The sequence below is a fragment of the Synechococcus sp. LTW-G genome (assembly GCF_054459035.1).
The window spans coordinates 74,074-100,173 of record NZ_JBTKYW010000001.1 but is presented as its reverse complement, the minus strand read 5'-3'; the positions used below and the strand labels follow the sequence as shown (position 1 = coordinate 100,173).

Sequence of the window (26,100 nt, the reverse complement as noted above, 5' to 3'; positions counted from 1 at the left end):
CACGGGTCAATCACCAGTGTCTCACTGATTCACCGAGCGTTCGCGCTCACCTTCAATTTCCTCTGCGAGCTGTTGCAGCCGGCGGTACAGCGCCTCCTCCGCCTCAGTCAGCCCCTGAGGAACGACCAGGCGGATTTCAACAAGTTGGTCTCCCCGCTGCTCCATCCGCGTCAAGCCGCGGGATCGCAAACGCAGCAAACGACCACTGGAGGAGCCGGGAGGGATGCGCAGCTGCACGGGGCCGTCAAGGGTCGGGACCACAGCGGTGCAGCCCAAGGCACCCTCGGCGGGGGAGAGCTCCAATTGGTAGTGAACCCTTAGACCATCAATGCGCAGGCCCTGGTCGGTGCGCACCCGTAGCTGCAGGAAATGATCTCTGCCCCCCGGGGCGACCCCGGCGAGGCGTAGTCGCCAACCGTCCCCTGCCATTGGCGGAGTCCACACCTCGATCGCCGTTCCATCGGGAAGGTCCAGCTCCACCCGTACGCCCTCGAGGGCCTGCTCAGGGGTGAGATTCACCACCGACTCGAGCTCCTCGCTGGCCACCACCGGAGGGGGCGGCGGTGGCACGGGTGGCGTGACCTCGCCAGTGCCGTACTCCCGAAAGGGCTCCGGTTCCGGAGCGGAGAAGTCCTCATCAGCGTCCTGGTGACGTGGACGTCTGCGCTCTCGATGAAAGAGAACATCGAGATAGTCCTCGAAGTCAGGAAAGCCCGTCGCAAAGGGATCCAGTCCGGCCGAGGCGGCCGTCGCTTCGTCGAGACCGGCTTCCCACTGTTGACGCCGTTGCGGGTCACTCAAGACCGCATAGGCCTCGTTCACCGCCTTGAACTGCTCTTCGGCATGGGGATCATCCCCGTTTAAATCGGGGTGCCAGCGGCGTGCCTGTTGACGAAACGCTCGCTTGAGCGAAGAGGCGTCAGACCCTGGCTCCAGTCCCAGAACGGCCCAATGATTAATGCTGCCCGGTTCGGACATCACAGGACTCACCTCCGTCAGTCCTCAGCCCAGGGATCTCCCTCGTAGGAGCCGTGATTCGGTGTCGTCGGGGTGCTGGTGGGCCTGCGGTCAGCAAAGCGCTCCTCACGGGGCTGCTGGCGAGGCTCGTCATAGGCATCCTCGTAGGGATCAGCGGGTTGATAACGCTCCTCGAAGTAGCCATTGGACTGGTCATAACGACGGGCCGGTTGCAGCTCCCTCTCCCGGGGGCTTGGAGGCTCTTCCCAGCGCGGGCGGGGGGGATCAAACCGATCGAGGCTTGGACGATCCCAACGATCTTCCTGCCAACCGCCGCCGTAGCGGGGCTCGCTCCAGGGATCGCGGGAGCGTCCTGGGCGGTCCCAGTCATCCCAGTCGTCTTCAGCGAAGAGCTCGTCCTTGAGGGAGCCCAAGGTGTTCTTAATGCCCTGGATTGGGTTGGAGTCCTGTTTGCGTTCGCTCGCGAGTCGGCGGTTCAGTCCATAGATGGCCTCCTGAAGCTGACTCACGCTGATGTCGAGTTCGCTGAGGTCTCCATCAGCCAACATCTCCTGGACGTCGCGCATGGCGACCTCAACGGCTCGCTGCTGGCGTTCGGCGCCATAGGGACCGAGCTCGAGAGCAGCGTCTCTGAGCCTGCGCTCGGCTTGTCCCACCAAGGTCTGAGCGCGATTGCGCCGATCGATCTCGGCCCGTTTGCGGCGGTCTTCACTGGCCTTCTCCTCGGCCTCAGCAATCAGGGTTTTGATCTCGTCTTCACTGAGATTGGAGCCGCCCTGGATGCTGACGCTCTGCTGACGGCCGGTGGTCCGATCCGTCGCCGAGACCTGGAGTAATCCGTTGGCATCGATGTCGAACGAGACCTGCACTTGAGGCACGCCCCGCGGTGCTGGGGGAATCCCGGACAGCTTGAAACGACCAAGACTCTTGTTTCCATCGGCCATCTGACGCTCGCCCTGGAGCACATGGATCTCGACGGAACTTTGGTTGGCTTCCGAGGTGCTGAAGAGATCGCTCTTGCGAACAGGAATAGACGTGTTGCGCGGAATCAGCACCTTCATCACTCCACCGATGGTTTCCAAACCAAGGGAAAGGGGAGTGACGTCATTGAGCATCAGATCCCGGAGTTCGCCGGTCAGGATTCCGGCCTGTACAGCGGCACCAATCGAGACGACTTCATCGGGGTTCACCGACTGGCAGGGCTCCAGCGGTACGAGGGTTCGCACCATCTGCTGCACCATTGGCATCCGCGTTGATCCGCCAACGAGGACCACATCGTCGATGTCCTCCGCGGCAAAACCGGAATCGCGAAGCGCCCTCTGAACCGGTCGAAGCAGGCGATCCAGCAGATCGGGGCAGAGGCCCTCAAAGGTGCTGCGCTCGAGGGTGGTCTCGATATGGAGAGGGCCGTCCTGACCGGTGGCAATAAACGGAAGAGAGATCGGTGTGCTTTGAACACCACTGAGTTCGATCTTGGCCTTCTCAGCCGCCTCAGTCAGGCGCTGAAGTGCCTGGCGATCCCGGCGCAAATCGATCTCATGCTCCTTTTGGAAGGCATCGGCCAACCAATCAACAATGCGGCGATCCCAGTCGTTCCCGCCGAGTTGCGTGTCTCCACTGGTGGCCTTGACGTCAAAGACCCCCTGGGCAACACGCAGGATTGAGACGTCAAAGGTGCCACCGCCGAGATCAAAGACCAGCACGCGCTTGACGGTGCTTCGGTCAAAGCCATAGGCAAGTGCCGCTGCAGTGGGCTCATTCAGGATCCGCTCGACCGAAATGCCGGCCAAGCGCCCAGCGTCACGGGTGGCCTGGCGCTGGGCGTCATTGAAATAGGCCGGGACCGTAATCACCGCGGCCTCAACCGGTTCACCCAGATAGGTGCTGGCGTCATCCACCAACTTGCGCAGCACGCTGGCAACCAGCTCTTCAGGGGCGTACTCCCGTTCCGTGGCGGGGCAGACCACCCGGACATTGCCCTGATCGTTGGCTCGAACCGTATAGGGAACGCTCAGGCTGCCGTCATCCAGCTCATCCCACTGGCGACCAACGAAACGCTTGAGGTTGGCGAAGGTGTTTCTTGGGTTGAGAACCAGCTGACGGCGGGCCAACTGACCCACCAGCAGCTCCTGGTCCTTGCTGAAGCCCACAACAGAAGGGGTGGTACGCCCCCCCTCGGCACTGGCGATCACCTGCGGACGCCCACCTTCCAGCACCGCAACCACGGAGTTGGTGGTTCCCAGGTCGATTCCAACGATCCGTGCCAACTGCGTTCCTGCGCCCTGGGGCCATCCACGTTGTGCCCCAAAGCTAACGGCAGTGGGGGCTGAGGGATAGATTCCTAGGAGGTTACGAACCCCATGGCCAGGAGTCCGCGCCTTGAGCTCTTCGCCTTGCGGCGTCGGTCTGCCGCTGAGAGGGCGACCGATCGGGGATTCCAGCAACTCGCCGTTGCCCTGGCTGGGGCGGTGGGTCTGTTGGTCTTCGCGATTCTTCTGACCGTCTTCACGGGGGCCTGGGAGGCCATACAGACCTTTGGGCTCTCCTTCATCACGACCTCGGACTGGGATCCGATCAGTGAGCACTACGGCGCCTTCACCGCCATCTACGGAACGCTGGTCAGTTCAAGCGTGGCGCTGCTGATCGCCGTGCCCCTTGGTGTGGGCACTGCCATTTTTTTGACTGAAAACATCATTCCCAAGGCCATCCGCGAGGTCCTGGGGGTGATGGTCGAACTGCTGGCGGCCATTCCCTCAGTGGTCTTGGGGCTTTGGGCGATCGTCGTGATGGAGCCCTTCCTTCGCCCTTTCCTGACGGATCTGCACCGCTACCTGGGCTGGATACCGCTGTTTTCGACAGAACCCCAGGGCCCAGGCATGGCGCCAGCGTCCCTGATCTTGGTGGTGATGATCCTGCCGATCATTACGGCCATCTCCCGGGACGCCCTACGGCAGGTTCCCGATGGCCTGCGCCAGGCGGCCTATGGCATCGGTACCACCCGCTGGGGAGCAATTTTCCAGGTCATGCTGCCGGCTGCCATTTCTGGCATCACCGGAGGAGTGATGTTGGCCTTGGGGCGGGCCATGGGCGAGACCATGGCGGTCACGATGATCATCGGCAACTCCAACAACTTCAGCTTCAGCCTGCTTGCGCCAGCCAACACGATTTCTTCAATGCTGGCCAACCAATTCGGTGAGGCCGATGGCATTCAGGTGTCGGCCCTGATGTATGCGGCCCTGGTTTTGATGCTGATGACCCTGCTGGTGAACCTATTGGCCCAGCAAGTGGTGAAGCGACTGAGCCTGAAGTACTGAGCCATGACCCTTTCTCAATACGGAAGCCTTCGTTACCGCAACGGCCTGGCCCGCAATCTTTGGAATCGGATCTTCACCACGGTTGCAGCACTCTTCACCGGACTGGCGGTCCTTCCGCTCGTGCTGGTGCTGGTTTATGTGCTGCTCAAGGGCGGCTCGCTGATCAATTGGCAGCTCCTCACTGAATTGCCACCCCCTCCGGGGCTCGATGGCGGCGGCATTGGTAACGCGATCGTTGGCACCCTGTTGATTACGGCCTTGGCCAGCTTGATCGCCATTCCCGTGGGCGTTGGCGGCGGCATTTACCTGGCGGAGTATTCACGCTCTGGCGGCTTCGCCCAGTTCGTGCGTTTTGGCACGAATGTGCTTTCTGGCGTGCCGTCGATCATCTGCGGCGTCTTTATCTATGGACTCATCGTCAGCACCAGGGTCATTGCTGGCCAGAGCTACAGCGCCGTTGCGGGGGGGATGGCACTGGCTGTGCTGATGATTCCCACGGTGATCAAGACCACCGATGAAGGACTGAAGCTGGTGCCCCAGGAACTCCGCTGGGGTGCCATGGGCGTTGGGGCTTCGAAGGTCGTGACGATTACGCGGGTCACGCTTCCTGCGGCCTTCGCACCGATCGCGACGGGTGTTGTCCTGGGGATCGCCCGGGCAGCGGGCGAGACAGCACCGCTGATCTTCACAGCTCTTTTCTCACCGTTCTGGGCCGATGGGGTACTCAACCCAATCGCCTCGATGTCGGTGCTGATCTACAACTACGCGATCATGCCCTACGAGGCCCAAATCTCCTTGGCTTGGGCGGCCTCCTTCGTCTTGGTGATGATGATCCTGTTGGCCAATCTGCTGGCCCGCTGGATCGGGCGCCTCTCCAGCACCTGATCTAGGCCCTTCCCTCTGCTTTCTCAACACGTCTGAGCACCACGATCGTGATCTCCTCCCCCCCGGCCAGCCCCAACGTCAGCAGCAACGGGGTTTGCCTATCCCTGCAGGATGTCTCGATCAGCTACGGCAGCAAGGAAGCCGTTCGGGGGGTCTATATGGAGATCCCGCGCGGCCAGGTCACGGCCTTTATTGGCCCCTCCGGCTGTGGCAAGAGCACGGTGCTTCGGGCCCTTAACCGGATGAACGACTTGATCGACGGCTGTTCGATCAAGGGTCGCGTCGTCTTCGATCAACAGGACATCTATGCCCGGCACGTTGATCCGGTCGAAGTTCGCCGTCGGATTGGCATGGTCTTCCAGAAACCCAATCCGTTTCCGAAAAGCATCTACGAGAACATCGCCTTTGGTGCCCGCGTGAATGGTTACCAGGGCGATATGGACGAACTCGTAGAGCGCTCCCTGCGCAAAGCGGCTCTCTGGGATGAGACCAAGGACAAACTCAGAGAAAGTGGCTATGCCCTCTCAGGCGGCCAGCAGCAGCGCCTCTGCATCGCAAGGACCATTGCCATTGAGCCCGAGGTCATCTTGATGGATGAACCTTGCTCAGCTCTGGATCCGATCTCCACGTTGAAGATCGAAGAAATGATGCATGAGCTCAAGAAGAACTACACGATTGTGATCGTGACGCACAACATGCAGCAGGCCGTTCGCGTCAGCGATTACACCGGTTTCTTTAATGTCAGCCAGCGCAGTGACCGCGAGAGCAAGGTTGGAGCGCTCGTTGAATTTGCAGAGACGGAGCAAATCTTTAATGCTCCTAAAGAACAGGCTACCCAGGACTACGTCACCGGCCGTTTTGGCTGAGTTCGTTCAAAAATTGGCATGAAAAAGCCGCTCAGAGAGCGGCTTTCCAAACGGAGAGGGAGGGATTCGAACCCTCGATAGAGTTGCCCCTATACAGCATTTCCAGTGCTGCGCCTTCGACCACTCGGCCACCTCTCCGTGAGGGGCTTTTCGCAGCTCCATCTCTGGATCCAAAGACCACAGAAGACGTCGCGGCTGCGCGGGGGCAACGACGAGAATGTAGCAGTCACTGCTCCCCCCGTTGGATTGCTGCTCCATGCACAGTCACCCGATCACGGTTCATTGGCGCCAGGAGAACCGCACGATCCAGCTGAACGTGCCTGAAGGGGAGTACATCCTCAAAAGCTTTGAACAGCAGGGAGAACCCCTGCCCTTCAGTTGCCGCAACGGGTGCTGCACCGCCTGCGCCGTGCGGGTGCTCGAGGGCCAGATCGACCAGCGTGAAGCCCTGGGCCTCTCGAAGGAGGTCCGAAGCCGTGGCTACGGCCTCCTCTGCGTGGCCAGGGCCACGGGACCCCTGGAAGTGGAGACCCAGGATGAGGACGAGGTCTACGAACTGCAGTTCGGACGCCACTTCGGCCGCGGCAAGGTGCGGGCAGGACTGCCCCTGGATGAGGAATGACCCCAGCGATGACGACACGATTGACCGATCAAGCAGCCCAAGGGTCGGGTCTGAGTTCAGCTGAGCTGGAACGCCTGAGTGCCGTGGCCAGGCAGGCGGCTGCGGCAGGAGCAGCCGAGCTGAAGTCCCTGTTTGGACGACTGGAGCGGATCCGCGAAAAGGGCCGCGCCGGTGATCTCGTGACCGAAGCCGATGTGGCTGCCGAGCAGGCGGTGCTGAGGGTTCTTTCAGAGCAGACCCCCGACCTGGGGGTCCTGGCTGAGGAGAGCGGAAGGAAGGAAGGTAAAGACAGCGCCCTGCAGTGGTGCGTCGATCCCCTCGACGGCACCACGAACTACGCCCATGGCTATCCCTTTTTTGGCACCTCCATTGGTCTGACCTGGCGCGGCCAGCCCCTGCTGGGTGCCCTCGCGGTGCCAGCCCTCGAGCGGCTCTATTGGGCCGCTCCTGGCCTTGGCGCCTGGTGCAACGACGAGGCCATACAGGTCAGCAGCTGCAGCAGCCTTGGAGAGTCCTTGTTGGTCACGGGCTTTGCCTATGACCGCCACACCCGCTTGGACAACAACTACGCGGAATTCGCTTACTTCACCCACCGAACCCGCGGTGTCCGCCGGGGTGGTGCAGCGGCCGTTGATCTGGCGTTTGTGGCCCAGGGTCTACTGGATGGCTATTGGGAGCGCGGTCTCTCTCCATGGGACCTCGCCGCAGGCATGGCCCTGGTGGAGCAGGCCGGTGGCGTGGTCTGTGCCTACGACGGATCCCCCGCTGAATTAGCCAGTGGAAAGCTGATTGCCTGCACGCCTGAGCTGCAACAGGCCCTCGTGGATGGGCTTGCTCAATGCAAACCATTGGCGGGCAGCAGCTTTGGTGCGCCCGAGCTGGATCAGCCCACTCCATAGGATCGGGCGACTTCGACCTGGCCTTGCGATGGCACTTCAACCGGCTGCCGGAACCAGGGATCTCAATCCCCGTGAGGTGGACGGCAACCGTTGGCTGTCCGAGCAACTGGGCCAGGTCTATCGCCTCTGGGGATACGTCGAAGTCAGTCCCCCGAGCGTCGAGCGGCTGCAGACCTTGGAGGCCGGTGGTCGGATCAATGATCGGGAAGTGGTTCGTCTTGCCAGCGATGACCCCTTAGGTCTCCGTCCCGAGATGACTGCCTCGATTGCCAGGGCCGCCTGCACACGCATGGCGGAGCTCCCCAGGCCGCTGCGTCTCTGGAGTTGTGGCACCGTCTTTCGCAGCGTTCAAAGCGACACCGGCCAACAGCGCCTTGAAGAGCAACTTCAGAGCGGCGTTGAACTATTAGGCGGTCACGCCAGCGTCGCCGATGCTGAGTTGCTGCGCCTCCTGCTCGCCTGCATCGCCAAGGTCGGCATCGGGGCAGAGCATCGGCCAAAGCTGCTGCTGGGCCACCACGGTGTTCTCTCCGCCCTGCTCAATCAGGTTCCGCCGGAGCAACGCAACGCCGTCAGAAAGGCCCTGATCAGTTTTGATCCGCTCGCCCTGGCCGGCCTGCAGCTGCCAAGCGAGCAACGCCAGAGCCTTGAGCAATTGATGCGTCTACGTGGCGCTCCGGATCAGGTCCTAAGGCAGCTGGAATCGATGCTCGGCCCCTCCAGTGACCTGGAGCACCTCAGCGCCAGCCTCCAGTTGGTGGCCTCCGCTGCAACCGAGGCCCATGTTGAGCTGCAGCTCGACCCCACCTTCCAACCCCACTTCGACCTCTATGACGGTCTGGTGCTGAAGGTCGTCTGCCAGGGCGTCGATGCTCCAGTCGAGATCGCCAGTGGTGGTCGTTACGACGCCCTGGTGGAGCGCTTTGGTGGTGCGGCCTCAGGCCTCGGGTTCAGCTTCGACCTCGAGGCAATCCAGGGACTGCTTGGAACAGAGAACACTGCACCGCAGCAACGGGCCGTCACGCTGCTCAGCGTTCGAGACCTCAGTCAGCTTCCCGCGGCCTTTGCCGCCCAGGCTGAACAGCATGCCAAGGGTCAAGCCTGCATGCTCCTGGATCGCCCCTGTGGCTCAGAGGCTGAGGCACAAGCCGAAGCCGCAGCACGCGGTTGCCAAGCCGTGATCTGGATGGGCTGAGACAGCACCCCCAGCCCAACTCCTTAAGATCCAGCCCACCCCAGCAACCTGCCGATGGCTCACACGATCGTCACCGACGTCTGCGAAGGCGTGGCCGATTGCGTTGATGCCTGCCCTGTGGCCTGCATCAACCCAGGAACGGGAGCCAACGCCAAGGGAACCGAGTTCTACTGGATCGACTTCGACACCTGCATCGACTGCGGCATCTGCCTTCAGGTCTGCCCCGTTGCCGGTGCCATCGTCCCCGAGGAGAAGCCAGAGCTCCAGCGCGCCGCCTAACCCTTAGGTCAGGGCTTAAGCATTTCTTTGGTTTTTGGCCAGGTGCCGCGCTTGAGTGGATCCATCTGCGGTGGTTTTGCCGTGTCCCTTGAACCAGGCGCGCTGGTCAAATTGAGCGCGAAACCGGATTGCATCTTGCAGCTGGTCAATCTTGATGAGGTCAGCGGTTCTGCCTGGGTCAGACCCTGGCCCCTGCTTCCCAGCCATTCCGCCACCTTCACGGTCTGCCTGAGCGATCTGGATCAAGCCCAGCCGGTTGGTTAAAAGAGTGTGAGGAGATACGCCACTGCTTGAGGTTCTCCTCAAAGTGGAATTTCCTCCGGGAAGAGAAATATGAATTGGCGAATCCTGAACGAACCTCAACGACTGCAGCAAAGGATCTACCGCCTGATCGACGGGCTCTGCGAGCCGCACCGCCAACTTGACGCCCTGTACCCCAGCCTCGAGGCCGCAATCGAGGATGCCATCGGCTGGCTGCAGCAGAGCAGCATTAATCCCCTCGAGCATCCGGTAGGAGTCGAGGTCGCCACGGGCACCGGAGATTGGCGCACGCTGCGCTCCCCAGAACCGTTGCTGTGCCGCTCGGCTGTGCATCAGTAGGGGCAGCCCCAAGGCGGCGGATGAGCAGAGATCCCTACAGCGGACGCGTGAAGCCCGGGGACTACCACTGTCCCTACTGCGCCCCTCGGCCGACGCGAGCTGTCCAGGGGCCCAACGGACAGCCCCATTGCGCCTATTGCGGTGATCCTCTCCACAGGGAACCCCATGGCAGGGGTCGTCAGCTCGCTGCCGTTCTGGTGATCAGTGGCTTCCTGGCCCCTCTACTCAGCCTCCTCTGGCTGGCTCTACAACCGACGCAACCGCCCAGACGTCCTCAGCCCGCAGAACGCGTTGCCCTGATCTGGGTGGCTGAGAGCCAGGCACCGGACGCGTCGTAGCGACGGATCAAGCGCTGCATGCTGTTGGGCGTTGGCATCCAACCGGCCTCAAGCTGAAAGGCAGCGCGATGGCTGACCTGGACGGGACGCAGGTTGAAGCCGGCATCCGGGAGCAACTGCAGCTGCAGCTCCTGCTCGCCGCCAGCGGTTCCGAGGCAGGGGCCCTGCAGGACACCGCTGATCTCCTGTTCCTGGGGACCGATCTGGGTGCGGAGCGAAAACCCCTGGGCGCCCTCTTGGCTGATCTGGAAGGAGGCCTCATCAAGGCTGGGTTCTGGCCAGTCGGCACTGATGGTGGAAGCCTGACCGCTCCATTGGCCGGCCAGGCGATCGAGGCTCGCGGAGGGTTGCTCTTCTCCGTGGCCACCCGAGCGGAATTCGCGGATCAGAACCAGCTTGCTAAAGCGACCGTCATTGCCGTGCAGTTGCACCAAACGGTGGCGCCGGTCGCCATCCACAAAGCCGAACTCCCCACCAAATTCGGCACCTGGGGACACCTGCAACGTGCCCTTGCAGAACGTCCCATTCTCGAAAAACACGACCTGTTTGCCGAGGTTTCGGTAGTCCTGCGCCATCTCATGGATAGGGACACCGTCGTAACCCTCCGGGCCAAAGCGGCGCAGGCTGAAGCGCACTAAACGCTCCTCCTCTCCTTCCTCCAACCGCAAAATCGATGGGGTCGTGTCGGCGATCGATCCATCGGCGGCTAAGCCGCAAAACGTCCCTCGCCACTCGCCCAGGTTGCGTAGGAAGTTGTCCCACTGACTGGACATGAGCTCAGGCGTAACGCGAGTCGGAAGCTAGAGGCTGAGCATCGAGGTCGTGAGCAGCAGATCTAGGGGGGTCGGTTTCCTGCCCACCGCTGCCCCTTGGCGTCAGCCCCTCGCTAGGGAGATTCTGGTGATCACGTTGTGATCAGAGCCGTGGTGCTTCAGGCGGAACAGGGTCAAATCCAGATCCATACCGAGAACATCTTTCCGATCATCAAAAAGGCCGTCTACAGCGGCCACGAGGTGTTCCTGCGGGAACTGGTCAGCAATGGCGTCGATGCCATCAGCAAGCGCCGCATGGCGTCCATGGCTGGCGACTGCAGCGAGGGAGCGGAGGGGAAGATCAGCATCCGCATCGACCGCGAAGCCAAGACCCTCACCATTTCCGACAACGGCATCGGCATGACCGCCGATGAGGTCAAGCGCTACATCAACCAGGTGGCCTTCTCGAGCGCCGAGGACTTTCTCGAGAAGTACAAGCAAGAGTCCGACGCGATCATTGGCCACTTCGGACTGGGCTTCTACAGCAGCTTCATGGTCGCCAAGCAGGTGGAGCTGGTGACCCGCTCCGCCCGGGGAGAGTCCGAGGCCGTTCGCTGGAGCTGTGATGGCTCCCCGAACTTCAGCCTTGAAGCAGCCGAGCGCTCCGAGCCCGGCACGGACGTGATCCTCCATCTGATGGAGGAAGAGGAGGAATACATCGAGCCGGCTCGGATCCGGACGCTGATCACCACCTACTGCGACTTCATGCCAGTGGAGGTGCAGCTTGAAGGCGAGACCGTCAACAAACGCGAAGCCCCCTGGCGCAAGAGCCCTCGCGAGCTCAGCGATGAGGACTACATCGAGCTCTATCGCTATCTCTACCCCTTCCAGGGGGACCCCCTGCTCTGGGTGCACCTCAACACCGACTACCCCTACAACCTGCAGGGGATTCTTTATTTCCCCAAATCCACCGGCCGTGCGGACTGGGAAAAGGGCGAGATCAAGCTCTACTGCAACCAGGTCTTCGTCAGCGATTCGATCAAGGAGGTCGTCCCCCGCTACCTCCTGCCCCTGCGAGGTGTCATCGACTCACCGGACATTCCGCTGAACGTCAGCCGATCGGCTCTGCAAACCGACCGGCGGGTGCGCTCCATCGGCAACTTCGTCGCCAAGAAGGTCGGTGACCGCCTGAAGGAACTCCATCGGGACGAACCGAAGCGTTACGCCGAGATCTGGGAATCGCTGGCACCCTTCATCAAGATCGGTGCCATGGAAGACGAGAAGTTCGCCGATCAGGTGGCCGAGCTCGTTCTCTTTGGCACCACCGCCCCTGCGGCCGAGGGAGACAACGCTGATCCGATCGCAGCTGAGGGGGGTAAGGCCTTCACGACCCTGGGGGGCTACCGCTCACGCCTTGGCAGCGACAACGACAAGCGCATCCTCTATTGCACCGATGAGGCCGGTCAGGCCGGCGCCCTCGCCCTCTGGAAGAGCCAGGGAGCTGAGGTGCTGTTGGCCGACACCTTCATCGACACCCAATTCATTCCCTGGCTGGAATACCGCCATGAGGAACTGAAGTTCCAGCGGGTCGACAGCGAACTGGATGACTCGCTTCAGGAGAAGGACAACGAGATCAGCGACGCCGAGGGCAAGGACAGCTCAGAGAAGTTGAGGGACCTCTTCAAGGCAGCGCTCTCCAACGACAAGGTCACGGTCCAGGTCCAGGCCCTCAAGGGTGAGAACGCCCCTGCGGCCCTGATTCTTCTGCCTGAGCAGATGCGCCGGATGAATGACATGGGCGCCTTGATGGAGCAGCGCCTCCCCGGTCTGCCAGACCATCACGTGCTGCTGGTCAACCGCAAGCACCGTCTGGTCGAGGGATTGATCAAGCTCTCGGCCGGTTCGGTCATCACCGGAGCGGGCTCCAGTCCTAGCCAGGCTTTGGCCGACAACCTCAGCCGCCATCTCTATGAAATGGCGCGACTGGCCGTCGGCGGACTCGAGCCCAATGAACTCGCCGGGTTCCAGCAACGCAGCTGCGATCTGATGGGACAGCTGATGGAGCGCGGTGTCTAGGACGCCTGCCCTCTTGAGAGGCCCTTGGGTTTGACATCCCTTGGGCTCTAGGGGATGGTGGAGATTGCCTGTCTGGGCTGGCTAACCCTTCGCAGCCCAGGGCCGACCCTGCAAATGGCACGGCCTGATGGACAGGTGATCCCTGCCGCTTCCGCATGCCGAGCTCCTTCGTCCTCGTCTATCACCGTTCCCCTTTTGACGAGGTGATCGAAGCGGACGGAACCAGGCAGTGGCGAGACCAGAAGAGCCCCAACGGCATCATCCCAACCCTCCGCAATCTGTTCCGCTCCCATCCCTCAGGCACCTGGATTGCCTGGCGAGAGAACGAGGATCCAGGGGCCGAAGATGAAACGCTGACGATCGAGGAGCCGATTGCCATTCGGCTCAGGCGGATTCCGCTGCGTCAGGAGCAGATCGGCAGTTTTTATCACGTCACATCCAAGGAATCGATCTGGCCGATCCTGCACAGCTTTCCCAGCTTTTTTGAGGTCAATAACGCGGACTGGCAGACCTTCAGGGAGGTCAATCAACGCTTTGCGGAGGCGGCCTGCAATGAAGCGGCCCCTGGGGCTTCCATTTGGATTCACGACTACAACCTCTGGCTAGCGCCAGGGTTCATCCGGGCCCTGCGCCCCGACGTCAAGATCAGCTTTTTCCATCACACGCCCTTCCCCAGCAGTGATGTCTTCAGCATCCTGCCTTGGAGGGAGGAGATCGTCGAAAGCCTGCTCTGCTGCGACGCCGTGGGCTTCCATATCCCGCGCTATGCCGAAAATTTCGCACGGGCGGCGTCCAGCTTGCTGCCGGTCAAGAAGGGACCGAAAGCGTCGATTGCCGACCATTTCATGCCCTGCGGCAGCGCCCTGGCCCAACCCGATGCAACCCCCTGGCTGGAGCACAACGGCCACCGCGTCAAGCTCGTAGCAACACCGGTCGGCACCAGTCCGGATGTAATTCGCTCCATCCGGGATTCCAAGCCCGTTCAAGATCTGATCAAGGAGATCGAAAGCAATACCAAACGCGGCCGCACGCTGATCCTTTCCGCGAGTCGCGTCGACTACACCAAGGGCAACGAAGAGCTCCTGCGGACATTTGAACGGCTCCTGGAGCGCAACGAGGCCATCCATGGCCAAGTGGTTTTGGTCTTGGCCTGTGTGGCAGCCAACACCGGCATGAAGGTCTATGAGGACACCCAACGGGGCATTGAAGAAACGGTCGGTCGCATCAACGGTCGTTTCAGCAAGATCGATTGGGTGCCCATCCGGTTGACCACCCAACGCATTCCCTATGAGGAAATGGTGGCCTGGTTTGCCGCATCGGACATCTGCTGGATCACGCCGCTTCGTGATGGGCTGAACCTGGTGGCCAAGGAGTATGCGGCGGCACGCAAGGGCCAGGGCGGAAGCCTGGTCCTCTCTGAGTTCACCGGCGCATCGGTGGTGATGAAGGGTGCGGTGCTCACCAACCCCTACTCCCATCGGCGCATGGATGAGGCCATCGACCTGGCGCTCAGCCTCTCGGGCGAGGAGCAACGGCAGCGGATGGCGTCCATGGCCGCCTCGGTGGACCAGCTCAGCGTCGACCACTGGGCCAAGGAACAACTTGAGGCCATTCAGTAGCAGCCATGGGACGGAGAGGTTGGCTGGTGGGACTGAGCTGTCTCTTGGGCAGCCTGCTGATCAGCCTTGTGCTCTGGGCTCAACCCCGCAAAGAGCCGGTTTCGATCCTGATGCCGGCTCCCTTCGCGGATGCCACGGTTGAACTTGTCGAGGCCTTCAACCGCGAGCACCCCAACATTGACTTGACGGTGACCCGGGGACCCCTGGAAACAGAGGCCGTCTCAGACCTTGCCATCAGCAGCCTCTTGCTTGGCAACAGTCCCTACGACGTCCTCCTGATGGACGTCACCTGGACGCCGAAATACGCCAAGGCCGGCTGGCTCGAACCCCTCGATGGCTGGCTCGGAGACGATGCCCTGAGCGATCTCGCCCCAGGAGCTGAGCTTGGCAATGCCTTTGATGGCCACCTCTGGCGCTTCCCCCTGGTGGCTGACATGGGTCTGCTGTTCTGGCGCACGGACCTCATGGACGCACCTCCCAGAACACCCGCCGAGCTGGAAGCCATTAGCGCCTCACTGCAACAGCAAGGTCGGGTGCGCTGGGGCTATGTCTGGCAAGGCCGCCAATACGAGGGACTGAGCTGCACCTATCTGGAGGTTCTCCGTGGTTTTGGGGGCCGCTGGCTCCGTGACGGCTCACCTGCACTCGACAGCCCGGAGGCGATTGCAGCCAGCCAATGGCTCCGCAGCCTCGTCAATCGCGGGGTCACGCCTCCCTCGGTGGCCAACATGGCCGAACCAGAAGCACTTCAGGCTTTTGAAAGTGGGGACGCCGCCTTCATGCGCAACTGGCCCTATGCCTGGGCCGAACTGAACAAGCCGGGCTCAATGCTGGCCGGAAAGGTCGGGATCACCACCATGGTCAGCCTGCCCGGGGAACCCCACGTCGCGACCCAGGGCAGCTGGGGGCTGGCCGTGCTCTCGGGTTCGAACCACAAGCAAGCGGCCGTTGAGGCCCTGCAGTTTTTGACCAGCACAGCAGCCCAAAAAGAGCTCAACCTCAATTGGGGCTATACGCCGACGCGCCTGAGTGTCTTTGAAGACCCTGAGCTGATCAGCGCCAATCCAGTCCTGCCGGAGTTGCAAGCGGCCCTGGCTGCTGCGGTGCTCAGGCCGGTGACGCCGATCTACGCCCAGCTCAGTGACCTGCTCTACCGCGAGGTCAACACGGTGATCGCTGGGGAGATTGCTGCGGAACCAGCCATGCAGACCCTGCAGCGCAACAGCGTTCAACTGGAGCGCTCCACGGGAGGAGTGCAGTAAATGTTCCGCTCACGCCAACAGCTGTGGCTCATGCTGCCGGCCCTGGCCGCGCTAACGCTGATCTTCGTCCTGCCCATCGCTCACTACCTCTGGTTGAGCGTTCACACCCAGACGGTCTTGACCGAGTTGAAGCCCATCCCGGCAGGGGCTGCCCAATGGATTCGGCTCTGGAACGACAGTCGCTTCTGGCAGGACGCCTGGCAGACCCTTCGCTTTGCGGGGTTCTCCGTGACGACGGAAATGGTCCTGGGGCTCGCCATCGCTTTGCTCCTGAACCAGCCCTTGAGAGGCAAAAGCAGCATGCGGCTGATCAGCCTCCTCCCATGGGCTCTACCAACAACGGTCATGGCCCTGGGCTGGCGCTGGATCTTTAACGATCCCTATGGCCCGATCAACCAAGCCCTGCATTGGATCGGAGTGGCTCCCGTCGCCTTTCTGGCCAACCCCTCCATCACCTGGATGGCGACGGTCTGGGCTGACACCTGGAAGACCACTCCGTTCGTGGCGTTACTTCTATTGGCCGGTCTGCAGAACATTCCGCGTGATCTCTATGAGGCGGCGCAATTAGAGGGGGCGTCGGCCTGGCAGTCCCTCTGCCGGATCACCATTCCGCTGTTGACCCCCTATCTACTCATCGCCCTGGTCTTCCGCTTGGCCCAGGCGCTGGGGGTCTTTGATCTGGTGCAAGTCCTGACCGGTGGTGGCCCCGCAGGCAGTACGGAAAGCCTCGCCCTCTACGCCTATCTCAATGCGATGCGCTTCCTGGACTTTGGCTACAGCGCCACGGTGATGCTGGGTGCCTTTGCGGGACTGCTGGTGTTCTGCTCTGGCCTGGCGGGTCTCTGGTGGTTCACGAGCAGCCGCCTATCGATCAAGGGAGGGGAGCCCTAATGGCACGCCTGGTCCTCCTGGTCTGGAGCCTCGGGCCGATGCTCTGGCAGCTCTACACCTCCTTCAGGCCCACCGCAGCCCTAACCGGGGCTGGCGGTGGAGGCTGGACCCTCGCGCACTACCAGCAGCTCCTCAACGGAAATCCACCGTTTCTGACCTATCTGCTCAACAGCGCGATCGTCGGCTTCAGCAGCACGTTGTTGACCCTGCTCTTGGCCATCCCCTGCGCCTACGCCCTGAGCCGGATGCAGGCCCACCGGGCTCGCAATATCAGCGTCTTGGTGGCAGCTGCCGCTGCCTTCCCAGCGGTACTGCTGTTTTTAGCCCTATTGCAGGTGGCGCGCGACTTTCATCTGGCGAACAACCTTCTGGCCCTGAGCCTTCCCTATGCCGGCCTGTGTTTGCCGCTGGCCATCCTTCTGCTGCAGGCCGCTTTCCGCGATATCCCCGTGGAGTTAGAGGAGGCGGCCCTGATGGAGGGCATGAACCTTTGGCAGCGCCTGCGCTGGGTGCTTCTCCCCTTGATGGCACCGGCCATCTCCTCGGCAGCACTGCTGATCTTCATCTTCTGCTGGAACGAGTATCCGATCGCCCTGACCTGGTTGAGTCAGTCCGACCTGCTCACCCTCGCCCCAGCGATTGCGCGTATCGCCGGCTCCTCGATTTTCACCGTTCCCTATGGAGCCTTTGCCGCCGCCACCGTTCTAGGTAGCGCGCCATTGCTGCTGATCATGTTGCTGTTCCAACGGCAGATCATCAGTGGCCTCACCCAAGGGGCCATCAAGGGCTAGCCCTGACCAATCACGATCGCTTCACCGCTTGATGACTGCCTCTAGCTCTGCTCGCACAGGTCTTGTTCTCAACCAGCTCTCTCGCAGGGTGGGACAGCAGACCCTGCTGCAGAACCTCAACCTGGAGGTGGCTCCCGGGGAAATTCTGGCTCTGCTGGGGCCCAGTGGTTGCGGCAAAAGCACCACCCTGCGTTGTATCGCAGGCCTCGATCAGGTCAGCAGCGGCAGGATTGAACTGGCTGGAGAGACCATCACAGCCCTTCCACCGGCTCAGCGGAACGTGGCGATGGTGTTCCAGAGCTACGCCCTCTATCCCCACCTCAGCGTGGCCAAAAACTTGAGCCTGGGACTGGAGCTCAGGCGAGTTCCCCGTTCGGAGATCGACGGAGAGGTCCAGCGGGTCTTGGCCCTGCTCCAACTCGATGGCTGCCGGGATCGAAAGCCAGCCGAACTCTCCGGAGGACAGCGCCAGCGGGTTGCCCTCGCTCGGGCGCTCCTACGCAAGCCCGCCCTGTTTCTGCTGGACGAGCCCATGAGCAACCTCGATGCCCAGCTCAGGGAAGAGCTGCGCGGCGAACTGCGCGGGATCTTGCACAGCACTGGAGCTCCGGTGGTGTACGTCACCCATGACCAACACGAAGCGATGGGCCTGGCGGACCGCATCGCGGTTCTGAAGGCGGGGGATCTGCAGCAGGTGGGATCAGCCACAGAGCTCTACCAAGATCCAGAGAACCAATTCGTCGCCAGTTTTCTGGGGAGCCCTTCGATCAACCTCTTGCCGCTTCACCCCGGTGAACTCGTCGGTCTGCGGCCCGAGCATTTAGCGGTGGCTGAGGCCGGGGCCCCACAGGACGAACAGGAGGTCGCCGTGGAGGTGCAACGGCAGCATTTGGAGTGGCTTGGCGATCGCGTCATCAGCCACTGGAGAGTGCGGGACACCAGTGTGAAGGTGCTCTCCGATGCCCAAAGCGTCAGCGCAAAGCTGGCACAAGCCAACGATCGGCCCCTTCAGCTGCGCTGGAGGCGGGAACATGAACTCCACTTCGAGCAGGCCACTGGCCGCCGAATCCGCTGATCTGAACTAGTCCTCCCAGACCGTTTCGATCACATTCATGGCCTGCAGATAAGCAGGGATGTCATCAGCGCTGGCGGACTCATCGTCCACAAAGCTGTCGCCACCGCCCGAACGGCGAGCCAAGTCCGCGACAACGGCACTCACCACGACATCCATTGCCGCTGAGTTGTCGAGATTTTGAAGCGCCTCCGCATAGCGCCTGCTGTGGGTGGGACGCACAGACTCTTGGCAGTAGTTGCTGAGTTCACGGCTCTCGGTCATCACCGAGAAGGCCGATTGTTTGGAGTTTTGCCGGCCAAAGATGGCCATGTAGAGCAGGTTGATCAGCGAGGCGTCATGCAACGGAATGCCGTACTGGCGGACGATCTGGGGCCAGTAGCGCAGGGAGCGCAGGCCCTCGAGTCCCCCTTTGGACAACCCCGCGTCTTCGCACCAGGACTCGAATTCTTCGAGATTCGCCGGGCAGCGACCGCACTCACGCATGCGATTCGCGAGCACGGCCCCCGCCTGGAAATTGCGAGTCGGACTGCCGGCGGTGGGCAGCATCATGCTGCCGCGCACATCGGCAACCATCGCCGTCAACTGCGAGAACGTGTGATCGCGGACCTTCTCCATGTCACCATCGCGCACTAGGGCGGCCTCAATCCTCTGGACGCCATAACCCAATTCCGTCAGGGCAATCGGCTGGCGGTGGTAGAGCCGTTGTCGGTCGGTTCGCGCCATCGAGACGGTGGCCGCTTGATCGAGACACTGCTCCAGCAGCAGGGTCAAGAGGGTCGGAAGAACGCCTGGGTTGTCCCTGTGGAAGGTGTAACCAAAGCCCGCAAAAATCGAGGCCATGTTTTTTGCGGCCTTGATGTATTGCCCTTCGATGTTGTGCACCCCAGCAGATACCTGAAGGTTGGGGGAAAGGCGATCCAGTAGTCGCGCCCCCAACAGGGCCGTCAGGGCATTGGGATGGCAGAAATTTGCCGTGAAGCTATCCAGGGGATTACGCAGGGCTCCATGGCGATGAAAGCCGGTGAAGAAGGCCAAGTTGGGTGCTTTCTGGCACAGCACATAGGCCTCATTGGAGATCGGATCGTGGGTGAACGAACCGGCAAGACAGGCCAGGACAACATGCTCCCGCCCCAACTCTTCGCGCAGCCTGAGGGCCTCCTGGAGGTCCTCCTCGATGTGGTTGCTGTTGGCGCTAAGAACGACTAATTCACAGTTCTGGAGCAAATAGCCCAGGTCGTTGGGCTTCAGCTGGCCGGCCTGCCCGTGGGTGCCCATCCGCTCCATGGTGGCGCGGTGCTCCGGGTCCATCCCTGAGAGCTCCTCGCTCTTGAAGGCTCCGAGAATTTGACGGCCGGGACGCGCGGCCAGAAGCAACCGCGAGCCATCGGTTTGCATCGCGCAGTTGTAGGCCAGCGAAGCGGGATACAAGCCAACGCTGTAGAAGCCGACCTTTCCCTCCTCCAGTGCCAGCAGGCGGCGGCGGATCCGTTCAGGGTCCAGGTTGGATTCGAAAAAACCGTTCTGCAAGATCACATCGGGGCCCTTTCCCCATCCTTACGGGCCAGGGGGACCCATGGGAGGGTGGAACCCGTTCGACGAGGAACCGATGGCGCGTCTCTCCCTGATCGAACTGAAGCAGCAGATGAGCGCCGACCCGAACGTCCTGATCGTTCAGGATCTCGACGGTGTCTGTATGCCGCTGGTGCGCGATCCGTTAACCCGGGTCCTACCGGTGACGTACATCCAGGCAGTCGCCAAGCTGGGGAATCGATTTCGCGTCCTCACCAACGGCGAGCACAGCAGCACCCGCGGTGTGAATCGACTCGTTGAAAGCGCCCTAGCGCCAGGACGAGATCCGGCCGCTGAGGGTTTGTATCTCCCAGGCTTGGCGGCGGGCGGGGTGCAATCCCAAACCCGCCATGGCTTGATCAGCCATCCGGGAGTCACGCCAGCGGAACTCCAGTTTCTGAAGGCCGTCCCCACGCTGCTTAGCCAAGGGGTGGGGGAGATCATTCGCCAGATCGCTCCGGATGCTCAAGCGGAAGAACAGGAGCGTCTTGCCCAGGCCGCCGTGCTGGATAACGAACTCTCGCCAACACTGAACCTCAATGTTCTCTTTGCTGGCCTGTGCCCGGAAGTCGAAGAACAACGTCAGCTGCAACGGCTCAGCCTCGGATTGCTCCAGAACATCGAGAGGCAAGCGCAGGAGCAGGGGCTGGCCGATTCGTTTTTCGTTCACCTGGCACCAAACCTGGGCCAGCACAAGGGACAAGAACAACTGAAGTGGGCCAGCCCTGAGCACCGCGGGACCAGCGACTTCCAATTCATGCTCCGCGGCGCTGTCAAGGAGGCGGGCCTCTTGGTGCTCCTCAACCAGCACATCGAACGGAGCACGGGCAAAGCTCCCCTCGGAGCAGACTTCAACGTGCGCTCCGCCCCCAGAACAGCGGAGGGGCTGCTGGCGTTGGCAGAGGACTGCATCGACCCAGAAACCATGCCCACGTTGATCGGCATTGCCGACACGATCACGTCTGAATGGGTCGTTGAGGGCGACCAAGCCGGTTGGCGCCGTGGGGGGAGCGACCGTGGCTTTTTGACGTTGTTGCAGCAGATCGGACAGACCTTTGAAACCCCCAATCGAGTGGTCTTGATCGACAGCAGTGGAGGGGAATTGGACCGCCCCAGCCTCCAAGATCCAGAGCTCAAAGGTCTGAGTGATCCGGAGGATCCCTTGCGGCTGGATGTGCTTGTTCCGGGGGGGCCAGAGGCCTATGTGGAGTGGTTTGTTGATTTGGCAGACAACGTCTTTTAAAACGTTGGGCTGACAGCGGCAGCAGAACGGCCTATCCAAGGAGGTAGTCGCCGTTTGTTCCGATGCCAGAGGGGGCCAGCAGGACACAAACCTGGCCTCCAGCTCCGGGACAACATCCCTGGTGGGATGGAGCGGTGATCTACCAGCTGATCCCCCGTTGCTACAGCGATTCCGATGGGGATGGCATCGGTGATTTCGGGGGCCTAACCAAGCGACTGGGCTATCTGCGTTGGCTCGGGGTGGATGCGATCTGGATGACCCCGATCTATCCCTCGCCGCTCAGGGACGGTGGCTACGACATCACAGACTTCACCGACATCCACCCGGAGCTCGGGGATCTCGATGCCTTTCACCGCCTGATCGAAGCGGCCCATGCCCATGGGATCCGGGTGGTGATCGACCTGGTGTTGAACCACACCAGTCAGTTGCATCCCTGGTTTCAACGGGCCCGCTTTGCGGAGCGGGGCAGTCCAGACCGTGACTTTTATGTCTGGAGGGATGACCCGGACGGCTATAGCGATGCCCCAGTCCTCTTTCGACACTTCGAGGACTCCAATTGGTCCTGGGATCCGATAGCGCAGCAGTACTACCTGCATCGCTTTCTGCATCACCAACCTGATCTCAACTACGACAACCCAGCCGTCCAGGAGGCGGTACTCCAGGTCGTTGATTTCTGGTTGGCACGCGGCATTGATGGATTTCGCCTCGACGCCATTCCGTTTTTGTTTGAGCGCGAGGGGACCCGTTGTGAAGGACTACCGGAAACCCATGCCTTCTTGAAGACCCTGCGTCAGCGCGTCGATGCCTTTTGCGAGGCCAACCCCGGTCGAGACGTTCTGCTCCTGGCAGAAGCGATTCAGCCGGTCCAAGAAGCCATGCCCTACCTGGAGGATGGAGAGTTGCACGCGGCCTTCAACTTTGCCTTGACGGCCCATCTCTTCGCCTCGGTCGCCCATGGGGAGACCAAGGCCCTGAATCGCTTCCTTCAGGAGATCAGCAGCCTGGACTGCGGCCGCAGTTGGGCTCTACCGCTGCGAAATCACGATGAGCTCTGGCTGGGCGATGGCCACCTAGTGCCCGACGAGGTCATTCACTGGGTGCGTCATGGTCTGCCTGCTGCCCATGGCCATTGGCTGAACTGGGGAATCAATCGACGGCTGGCACCGCTCTTAAACGGAGATCCCAGACCCAACATGGCCCTTCATGCCCTGCTTTACAGCTTGCCGGGCATGCCCTGCGTCTATTACGGCGATGAACTCGGGATGGGGGATTGGCCGGGACTGAGGGACCGTGACCCCAACCGAACGCCCATGGCCTGGAGCCCGGATCGCAATGGCGGTTTTTCCAGTGCTCCCGATCCCCTGCTGGTGCTGCCGCCCATCACCGCACCTGGATACGACTACCGCGTGATCAATGTTGAAGTTCAAAAGTCTCTAAAGGGGTCGCTGTTGAACTGGCATCGGCACATGCTGGTCAGCCGAAAACTGCTGCCTGCCCTGAAGCACGGCGACTTTGAACCCCTGCCGAGCCATCACCCGAGCGTCGTCAGCTTCATTCGCCGCTGCGAAGCCATGACCGTGCTCGTTGCGGTCAATCTCAGTGGTACGGGCGCATCCACCGAAATCGATCTGAGCCGATGGGAAGGAGAGCGGATTCGGGAGCTGCTCTGGGGCTGTGAATTCCCAGAGGCCAGCTCCGAATGGTTTGTCTACCTCCAGGCCTATGGCTTTGGCTGGTGGCTGATCGGCGACATGGAACTGGCGAGCAACAGCGACTCGGCCGCTGGAGTCAGCCGCTCCGCTTCCGCCTGATCCAAAAAGCCAATGCGACTGCGCCGCTGCAGCAGATCATCTGCCGAGCGGGCCCACTCCAAGCGGATGTTGTAGCGCCACTCCGCCAGGCAAACGGGAACCACGCTGCTGAGCGGTTTCCGCTCAGACAGCTCCATGGCCTCGTTCAGGACCGCCTCTGCTCGAAGGCCATAACTGGAGATGAGGTGGTCAATTTGCCGGGCCTGGAGTTCGCCGTCCGGCAGTAGACCCTTTAAGTGCTGAGCGAGCTGGGCGAGCTCAGCGTCGGTTTGCTCGGGGGACTGAGCGGCTCCAAGCAGGGGCAGGGGCTCAGGGGCCGGGAGGGTTCGATTCAACTGTTGGGCGATGGCCTGGAGGGCATCGACCGCCAACACCCGGCAGGTGGTCCACTTGCCCCCAAGCAAGCTGATCAGCCCACAATCGAGCTGTTCGACTTCGTGCTCGCGAACCACCTTGCTGCTGCCGCGCTCAGAGTCCGGCTGAATCAGAGGGCGACCGCCGGCCCAGCGGCTGGACACCGAGAAGCTGGGTTGCCCTGGGAACCACTGGCGTAGGTGATCCAACAGGAACGCCTCCTCCGCATCGGAGACGGAGGTGGCTTCATCGACTGGACAAGGTGAATCGGTGGTCCCAACCAGTGTTCTGCCTTGGAAGGGGAGCACGAACATCACGCGGCCATCGCTGGTTTTAGGGATCAGCAGGCCGACGCCCTCTGGACACAACGGCTCGCTGAGCACAAGGTGCACCCCCCGGCTGACCAGAAGGCGTGGACTGCACTGCGGGTCGGCCAGCAGCCTCAAGCTGTCGGCCTGGATGCCTGTGGCATTGACCACACAGCGGGCTGACCAGTGCTTCAGCGCACCATCGGCCTGACGCGCTGTGACACCCGTGAGCTGGCCCTGCTCCTGCTCGAAACCAACGACCGTGCAGTCCCGCTGAACCACGGCTCCGGCCGCCTCAGCCGTGAGCAAGAGCAACAGATTCAGGCGCGCATCATCAAATTGACCATCGCTGTAGAGAACGGCTCCATGGCGCTCGGGGTCCAGGCCCGGTAGGGAGCGTTGCAGTTGCTGGCGGTTGATGCCACGACTGGGCTCGAGGCCGGCCGCTCCCGCGAGGAGGTCATACATCCCCAGCCCCATCCGGTAATAGGCCTGCTCAATGGGCCCCTGGGTCGGTAGGGCAATGCGCAGGGGTTGGGCCAAAAAAGGAGCCTGATCAATCCAGTACTGGCGCTCCGCCAGGGCCTCCCGCACCAATTTCAGTTGGGCGGCATCGAGCTGCTTGAAGGCCAGCTCCAGGTAGCGAACGCCGCCATGGAGCAACTTCGTGCTCCGGGAACTGGTGCCCTGGCCTGGATCACCCGCCTCCAGTAACGCCACTCGCAATCCGCGGCGAACGGCCTCGTAGGCCAGGGAGGCTCCACTGCTCCCCCCACCAATGATCAACAGATCAAACGGTTGCATCGCCATGCCACTCCAAACAACGTTCAACCGCCTGGTCCCAGCGGCGTAACCAGCGCTCCCGTTGCGCCTCCGTTTGCTGAGGGCTCACCTGGGTCGAGGAAGCCCTCACCGAGCTGGCAATGGCCTCGAGATCGTCGACCACTCCAACGGCCTCACCGGCCATCAGGGCCACCCCCAAGGCGGTGGACTCCAAATTGGCCGGACGCACCACCTCAACGCCGGCGCTGTCGGCCTGGGCCTGAAGCAGGACAGCGGAGGCCGCCGCCCCGCCATCAACGGCGATGGTGCGCAGGGGAGCGCCAAGGGCCTCGGCCGCACCGCGCAGCAGTCCGGTGACGGCTAAGGCAATCCCCTCGAGGGCAGCCCGGGCGATCTGCGGTGCACCGGTGTCACGGGTCATGCCGATCAACAACCCTCTGGCATTGGGGTCCCAATGGGGAGAGCCCCAGCCGGTGAAGGCCGGCACGAGCATCAGCTCGCCCGCACTGGCCACCTTGGAGGCCAACCCGTCGACCTCGGCGGACTCACGAATGATCCCGAGGCCATCGCGCAGCCACTGGATGACCGTTCCTGCATTGAACAAGCTGCCTTCAATGCAGTAGGTCGTGCTGCCGTCGGCGTTGCTCCAACCCACGGTGCTCAGCAGGCCACCAGCGGCGCGCTGAGGTTGCTGCCCGCAATTCACGACCAGAAAGGCACCGGTTCCGTAGGTGCACTTGGCCTGGCCAGGTTGCCTGCAGAACTGGCCATAGCTGGCGGCCTGTTGATCACCGAGCATCGCCGTGATCGGCACACCGGCAAAGGGAAGGCCCTCAGCGATCACCCCAAACGAGCTGCGGGTGGGTCGTAAGTCGGGCAACGCCTTCAGGCTCAGACCAACGCGTTCAACCGCCTCCGGCAGCCAACAGAGCTGCTCTAGGTCCAGCAGCAGCGTGCGACTGGCATTGCTGATGTCTGTGGCGTGCTGCGCTCCGCGGGTCAGCTGCCAGAGCAACCAGCTATCGACAGTGCCAAAACAGAGGTCATCGCCAGCCAGGGCCTGCCGGGCCTCGGGATAGGCCTGCAGCATCCAAGCGATCTTGCTGGCGCTGAAATAAGGATCCAGAACAAGTCCCGTCTGGCGCTGCCACTGATCCGCCGCCGCCTGGCGCTTCCAATCTCCGCAGATCGATGCGGTCCGACGGTCCTGCCAGACCAGGGACGGGCCGAAGGGTTCGCCGGTGCTGCGTCGCCAGAGGGTGGTGGTTTCGCGCTGATTGGTGATGCCGCAGGCCCTGACTGCTGCCCGTTGCCCTGGACTGAGGCGCTGCTCCAGTAGAGCCATCGCCTCCAGCTGGCTCTGCCAGATCGCGGAGGCGTCCTGCTCGACCCAACCATCATCCGGGTAGTGGATGGCAAGCGGCACCTGGGCCGAGGCCACCGACTCGCCGTTGGAGGACACCAGAACGGCGCGAGAACTGCTGGTGCCCTGGTCGAGAGCTAACAGATAGGACTCAGACACAGGCAAAAGGGTTTCCCCACTCTTACGGGCTTCAAGCGGATCTGTCAGGGGCTTGACGCAGCACGAGA

At 62.0% G+C, this 26,100-nt stretch carries 23 protein-coding genes and 1 tRNA gene; 17 read left to right on the top strand and 7 right to left on the bottom strand.

Annotated features, from left to right (window positions below):
• Positions 1-21: 21 nt before the first annotated feature.
• Both ACXIQ9_RS00590 and dnaK read right to left on the bottom strand, forming a co-directional pair.
• Entirely contained in the window at positions 22-978 is a 957-nt protein-coding gene (locus ACXIQ9_RS00590) for a DnaJ domain-containing protein (protein WP_459014943.1), read from the bottom strand.
• A gap of 17 nt (positions 979-995) precedes the next feature.
• Positions 996-3,245 carry a molecular chaperone DnaK gene (dnaK, locus tag ACXIQ9_RS00585; protein ID WP_459014941.1) on the bottom strand — a complete coding sequence of 750 codons (2,250 nt, stop codon included), beginning with the start codon at positions 3,243-3,245 and terminating at the stop codon, positions 996-998.
• A 93-nt stretch (positions 3,246-3,338) separates the two neighbouring features.
• Here dnaK and pstC point away from each other — a divergent pair, with 93 nt between their 5' ends.
• The 3 genes from pstC to pstB are packed head-to-tail and all read left to right on the top strand — an operon-like array spanning position 3,339 to position 6,043.
• On the top strand, positions 3,339-4,292 hold the full coding sequence (gene pstC, locus ACXIQ9_RS00580; RefSeq protein ID WP_247478518.1) for a phosphate ABC transporter permease subunit PstC: 954 nt from the start codon (positions 3,339-3,341) through the stop codon (positions 4,290-4,292).
• A 3-nt stretch (positions 4,293-4,295) separates the two neighbouring features.
• Positions 4,296-5,177 carry a phosphate ABC transporter permease PstA gene (pstA, locus tag ACXIQ9_RS00575; protein WP_010317072.1) on the top strand — a complete coding sequence of 294 codons (882 nt, stop codon included), beginning with the start codon at positions 4,296-4,298 and terminating at the stop codon, positions 5,175-5,177.
• Positions 5,178-5,209: 32 nt separating this feature from the next.
• Positions 5,210-6,043 carry a phosphate ABC transporter ATP-binding protein PstB gene (gene pstB / locus ACXIQ9_RS00570; RefSeq protein WP_371820530.1) on the top strand — a complete coding sequence of 278 codons (834 nt, stop codon included), beginning with the start codon at positions 5,210-5,212 and terminating at the stop codon, positions 6,041-6,043.
• A 51-nt stretch (positions 6,044-6,094) separates the two neighbouring features.
• Here the strand turns inward: pstB and ACXIQ9_RS00565 are convergent.
• Positions 6,095-6,181, bottom strand: a tRNA-Ser gene (locus tag ACXIQ9_RS00565).
• Positions 6,182-6,299: 118 nt separating this feature from the next.
• On the opposite strand from ACXIQ9_RS00565, the gene ACXIQ9_RS00560 reads away from it, so the two are divergent.
• From ACXIQ9_RS00560 to ACXIQ9_RS00535, 6 genes are all read left to right on the top strand, one after another.
• The gene (locus tag ACXIQ9_RS00560; protein ID WP_296415096.1) at positions 6,300-6,665 is read left to right on the top strand and encodes a 2Fe-2S iron-sulfur cluster-binding protein; all 366 of its coding nucleotides are present in this window, start codon (positions 6,300-6,302) and stop codon (positions 6,663-6,665) included.
• Positions 6,662-7,564, top strand: a complete 903-nt coding sequence (locus tag ACXIQ9_RS00555) for an inositol monophosphatase family protein (protein WP_459014938.1) — start codon at positions 6,662-6,664, stop codon at positions 7,562-7,564. Before ACXIQ9_RS00560 ends, ACXIQ9_RS00555 begins: the two co-directional genes overlap by 4 nt.
• Positions 7,565-7,592: 28 nt before the next feature.
• On the top strand, positions 7,593-8,759 hold the full coding sequence (locus ACXIQ9_RS00550; protein ID WP_247478525.1) for an ATP phosphoribosyltransferase regulatory subunit: 1,167 nt from the start codon (positions 7,593-7,595) through the stop codon (positions 8,757-8,759).
• Positions 8,760-8,813: 54 nt separating this feature from the next.
• Positions 8,814-9,038 carry an indolepyruvate ferredoxin oxidoreductase subunit alpha gene (locus tag ACXIQ9_RS00545; protein WP_010317082.1) on the top strand — a complete coding sequence of 75 codons (225 nt, stop codon included), beginning with the start codon at positions 8,814-8,816 and terminating at the stop codon, positions 9,036-9,038.
• An 81-nt stretch (positions 9,039-9,119) separates the two neighbouring features.
• A complete protein-coding gene (locus tag ACXIQ9_RS00540) occupies positions 9,120-9,302 on the top strand; it encodes a hypothetical protein (RefSeq protein ID WP_029626309.1) in 183 nt (60 codons plus the stop codon).
• 69 nt (positions 9,303-9,371) lie between these two features.
• Positions 9,372-9,638: a hypothetical protein gene (locus ACXIQ9_RS00535; protein WP_247478527.1), complete on the top strand. Its 267-nt coding sequence runs from the start codon at positions 9,372-9,374 to the stop codon at positions 9,636-9,638.
• 274 nt (positions 9,639-9,912) lie between these two features.
• On the opposite strand, the gene ACXIQ9_RS00530 is transcribed toward ACXIQ9_RS00535, so the two are convergent.
• Complete coding sequence (locus tag ACXIQ9_RS00530; protein WP_459014935.1) at positions 9,913-10,749, bottom strand: DUF3598 family protein; 837 nt, start codon at positions 10,747-10,749, stop codon at positions 9,913-9,915.
• Between the two features lie 153 nt (positions 10,750-10,902).
• Here ACXIQ9_RS00530 and htpG point away from each other — a divergent pair, with 153 nt between their 5' ends.
• The 6 genes from htpG to ACXIQ9_RS00500 all read left to right on the top strand — a co-directional run bounded on the left by htpG (position 10,903) and on the right by ACXIQ9_RS00500 (position 18,442).
• On the top strand, positions 10,903-12,804 hold the full coding sequence (gene htpG, locus ACXIQ9_RS00525) for a molecular chaperone HtpG (RefSeq protein ID WP_459015770.1): 1,902 nt from the start codon (positions 10,903-10,905) through the stop codon (positions 12,802-12,804).
• Positions 12,805-12,959: 155 nt separating this feature from the next.
• Positions 12,960-14,423, top strand: a complete 1,464-nt coding sequence (ggpS, locus tag ACXIQ9_RS00520) for a glucosylglycerol-phosphate synthase (RefSeq protein WP_459014933.1) — start codon at positions 12,960-12,962, stop codon at positions 14,421-14,423.
• A gap of 5 nt (positions 14,424-14,428) precedes the next feature.
• Positions 14,429-15,685: an ABC transporter substrate-binding protein gene (locus ACXIQ9_RS00515; RefSeq protein WP_459014931.1), complete on the top strand. Its 1,257-nt coding sequence runs from the start codon at positions 14,429-14,431 to the stop codon at positions 15,683-15,685.
• Positions 15,686-16,576 carry a carbohydrate ABC transporter permease gene (locus ACXIQ9_RS00510; RefSeq protein WP_459014929.1) on the top strand — a complete coding sequence of 297 codons (891 nt, stop codon included), beginning with the start codon at positions 15,686-15,688 and terminating at the stop codon, positions 16,574-16,576.
• Complete coding sequence (locus ACXIQ9_RS00505) at positions 16,576-17,367, top strand: carbohydrate ABC transporter permease (protein ID WP_010317097.1); 792 nt, start codon at positions 16,576-16,578, stop codon at positions 17,365-17,367. Before ACXIQ9_RS00510 ends, ACXIQ9_RS00505 begins: the two co-directional genes overlap by 1 nt.
• A 31-nt stretch (positions 17,368-17,398) precedes the next feature.
• A complete protein-coding gene (locus tag ACXIQ9_RS00500; protein ID WP_459014927.1) occupies positions 17,399-18,442 on the top strand; it encodes an ABC transporter ATP-binding protein in 1,044 nt (347 codons plus the stop codon).
• 6 nt (positions 18,443-18,448) lie between these two features.
• On the opposite strand, the gene ACXIQ9_RS00495 is transcribed toward ACXIQ9_RS00500, so the two are convergent.
• Entirely contained in the window at positions 18,449-19,969 is a 1,521-nt protein-coding gene (locus tag ACXIQ9_RS00495) for a hypothetical protein (RefSeq protein ID WP_296421520.1), read from the bottom strand.
• 79 nt (positions 19,970-20,048) lie between these two features.
• Here ACXIQ9_RS00495 and stpA point away from each other — a divergent pair, with 79 nt between their 5' ends.
• On the top strand, positions 20,049-21,254 hold the full coding sequence (gene stpA, locus ACXIQ9_RS00490; RefSeq protein ID WP_459014925.1) for a glucosylglycerol 3-phosphatase: 1,206 nt from the start codon (positions 20,049-20,051) through the stop codon (positions 21,252-21,254).
• Between the two features lie 62 nt (positions 21,255-21,316).
• Entirely contained in the window at positions 21,317-23,065 is a 1,749-nt protein-coding gene (locus tag ACXIQ9_RS00485; RefSeq protein WP_296421522.1) for an alpha-amylase family glycosyl hydrolase, read from the top strand.
• Here the strand turns inward: ACXIQ9_RS00485 and ACXIQ9_RS00480 are convergent.
• Positions 22,975-24,537, bottom strand: coding sequence for a glycerol-3-phosphate dehydrogenase/oxidase (locus ACXIQ9_RS00480; RefSeq protein WP_459015768.1), 1,563 nt, complete (start codon positions 24,535-24,537; stop codon positions 22,975-22,977). The two genes, ACXIQ9_RS00485 and ACXIQ9_RS00480, sit on opposite strands and share 91 nt — an antisense overlap.
• On the bottom strand, positions 24,518-26,032 hold the full coding sequence (locus tag ACXIQ9_RS00475) for an FGGY family carbohydrate kinase (protein WP_296415116.1): 1,515 nt from the start codon (positions 26,030-26,032) through the stop codon (positions 24,518-24,520). Before ACXIQ9_RS00475 ends, ACXIQ9_RS00480 begins: the two co-directional genes overlap by 20 nt.
• Positions 26,033-26,100 lie beyond the last annotated feature (68 nt).

Excerpts from the sequence above, each read along its gene's own strand:
- ACXIQ9_RS00590 (WP_459014943.1), bottom strand. The coding sequence starts at position 978 with ATGTCCGAACCGGGCAGCATTAATCATTGGGCCGTTCTGGGACTGGAG.
- ACXIQ9_RS00480 (WP_459015768.1), bottom strand. The coding sequence starts at position 24,537 with ATGGCGATGCAACCGTTTGATCTGTTGATCATTGGTGGGGGGAGCAGT.
- ggpS (WP_459014933.1), top strand. The coding sequence starts at position 12,960 with ATGCCGAGCTCCTTCGTCCTCGTCTATCACCGTTCCCCTTTTGACGAG.
- ACXIQ9_RS00485 (WP_296421522.1), top strand. The coding sequence starts at position 21,317 with ATGCCAGAGGGGGCCAGCAGGACACAAACCTGGCCTCCAGCTCCGGGA.
- ACXIQ9_RS00530 (WP_459014935.1), bottom strand. The coding sequence starts at position 10,749 with ATGTCCAGTCAGTGGGACAACTTCCTACGCAACCTGGGCGAGTGGCGA.
- pstA (WP_010317072.1), top strand. The coding sequence starts at position 4,296 with ATGACCCTTTCTCAATACGGAAGCCTTCGTTACCGCAACGGCCTGGCC.
- ACXIQ9_RS00515 (WP_459014931.1), top strand. The coding sequence starts at position 14,429 with ATGGGACGGAGAGGTTGGCTGGTGGGACTGAGCTGTCTCTTGGGCAGC.
- ACXIQ9_RS00535 (WP_247478527.1), top strand. The coding sequence starts at position 9,372 with ATGAATTGGCGAATCCTGAACGAACCTCAACGACTGCAGCAAAGGATC.
- pstC (WP_247478518.1), top strand. The coding sequence starts at position 3,339 with ATGGCCAGGAGTCCGCGCCTTGAGCTCTTCGCCTTGCGGCGTCGGTCT.
- ACXIQ9_RS00505 (WP_010317097.1), top strand. The coding sequence starts at position 16,576 with ATGGCACGCCTGGTCCTCCTGGTCTGGAGCCTCGGGCCGATGCTCTGG.
- ACXIQ9_RS00560 (WP_296415096.1), top strand. The coding sequence starts at position 6,300 with ATGCACAGTCACCCGATCACGGTTCATTGGCGCCAGGAGAACCGCACG.
- stpA (WP_459014925.1), top strand. The coding sequence starts at position 20,049 with ATGGCGCGTCTCTCCCTGATCGAACTGAAGCAGCAGATGAGCGCCGAC.
- ACXIQ9_RS00510 (WP_459014929.1), top strand. The coding sequence starts at position 15,686 with ATGTTCCGCTCACGCCAACAGCTGTGGCTCATGCTGCCGGCCCTGGCC.
- ACXIQ9_RS00545 (WP_010317082.1), top strand. The coding sequence starts at position 8,814 with ATGGCTCACACGATCGTCACCGACGTCTGCGAAGGCGTGGCCGATTGC.
- ACXIQ9_RS00500 (WP_459014927.1), top strand. The coding sequence starts at position 17,399 with ATGACTGCCTCTAGCTCTGCTCGCACAGGTCTTGTTCTCAACCAGCTC.
- ACXIQ9_RS00550 (WP_247478525.1), top strand. The coding sequence starts at position 7,593 with ATGGCACTTCAACCGGCTGCCGGAACCAGGGATCTCAATCCCCGTGAG.
- ACXIQ9_RS00555 (WP_459014938.1), top strand. The coding sequence starts at position 6,662 with ATGACCCCAGCGATGACGACACGATTGACCGATCAAGCAGCCCAAGGG.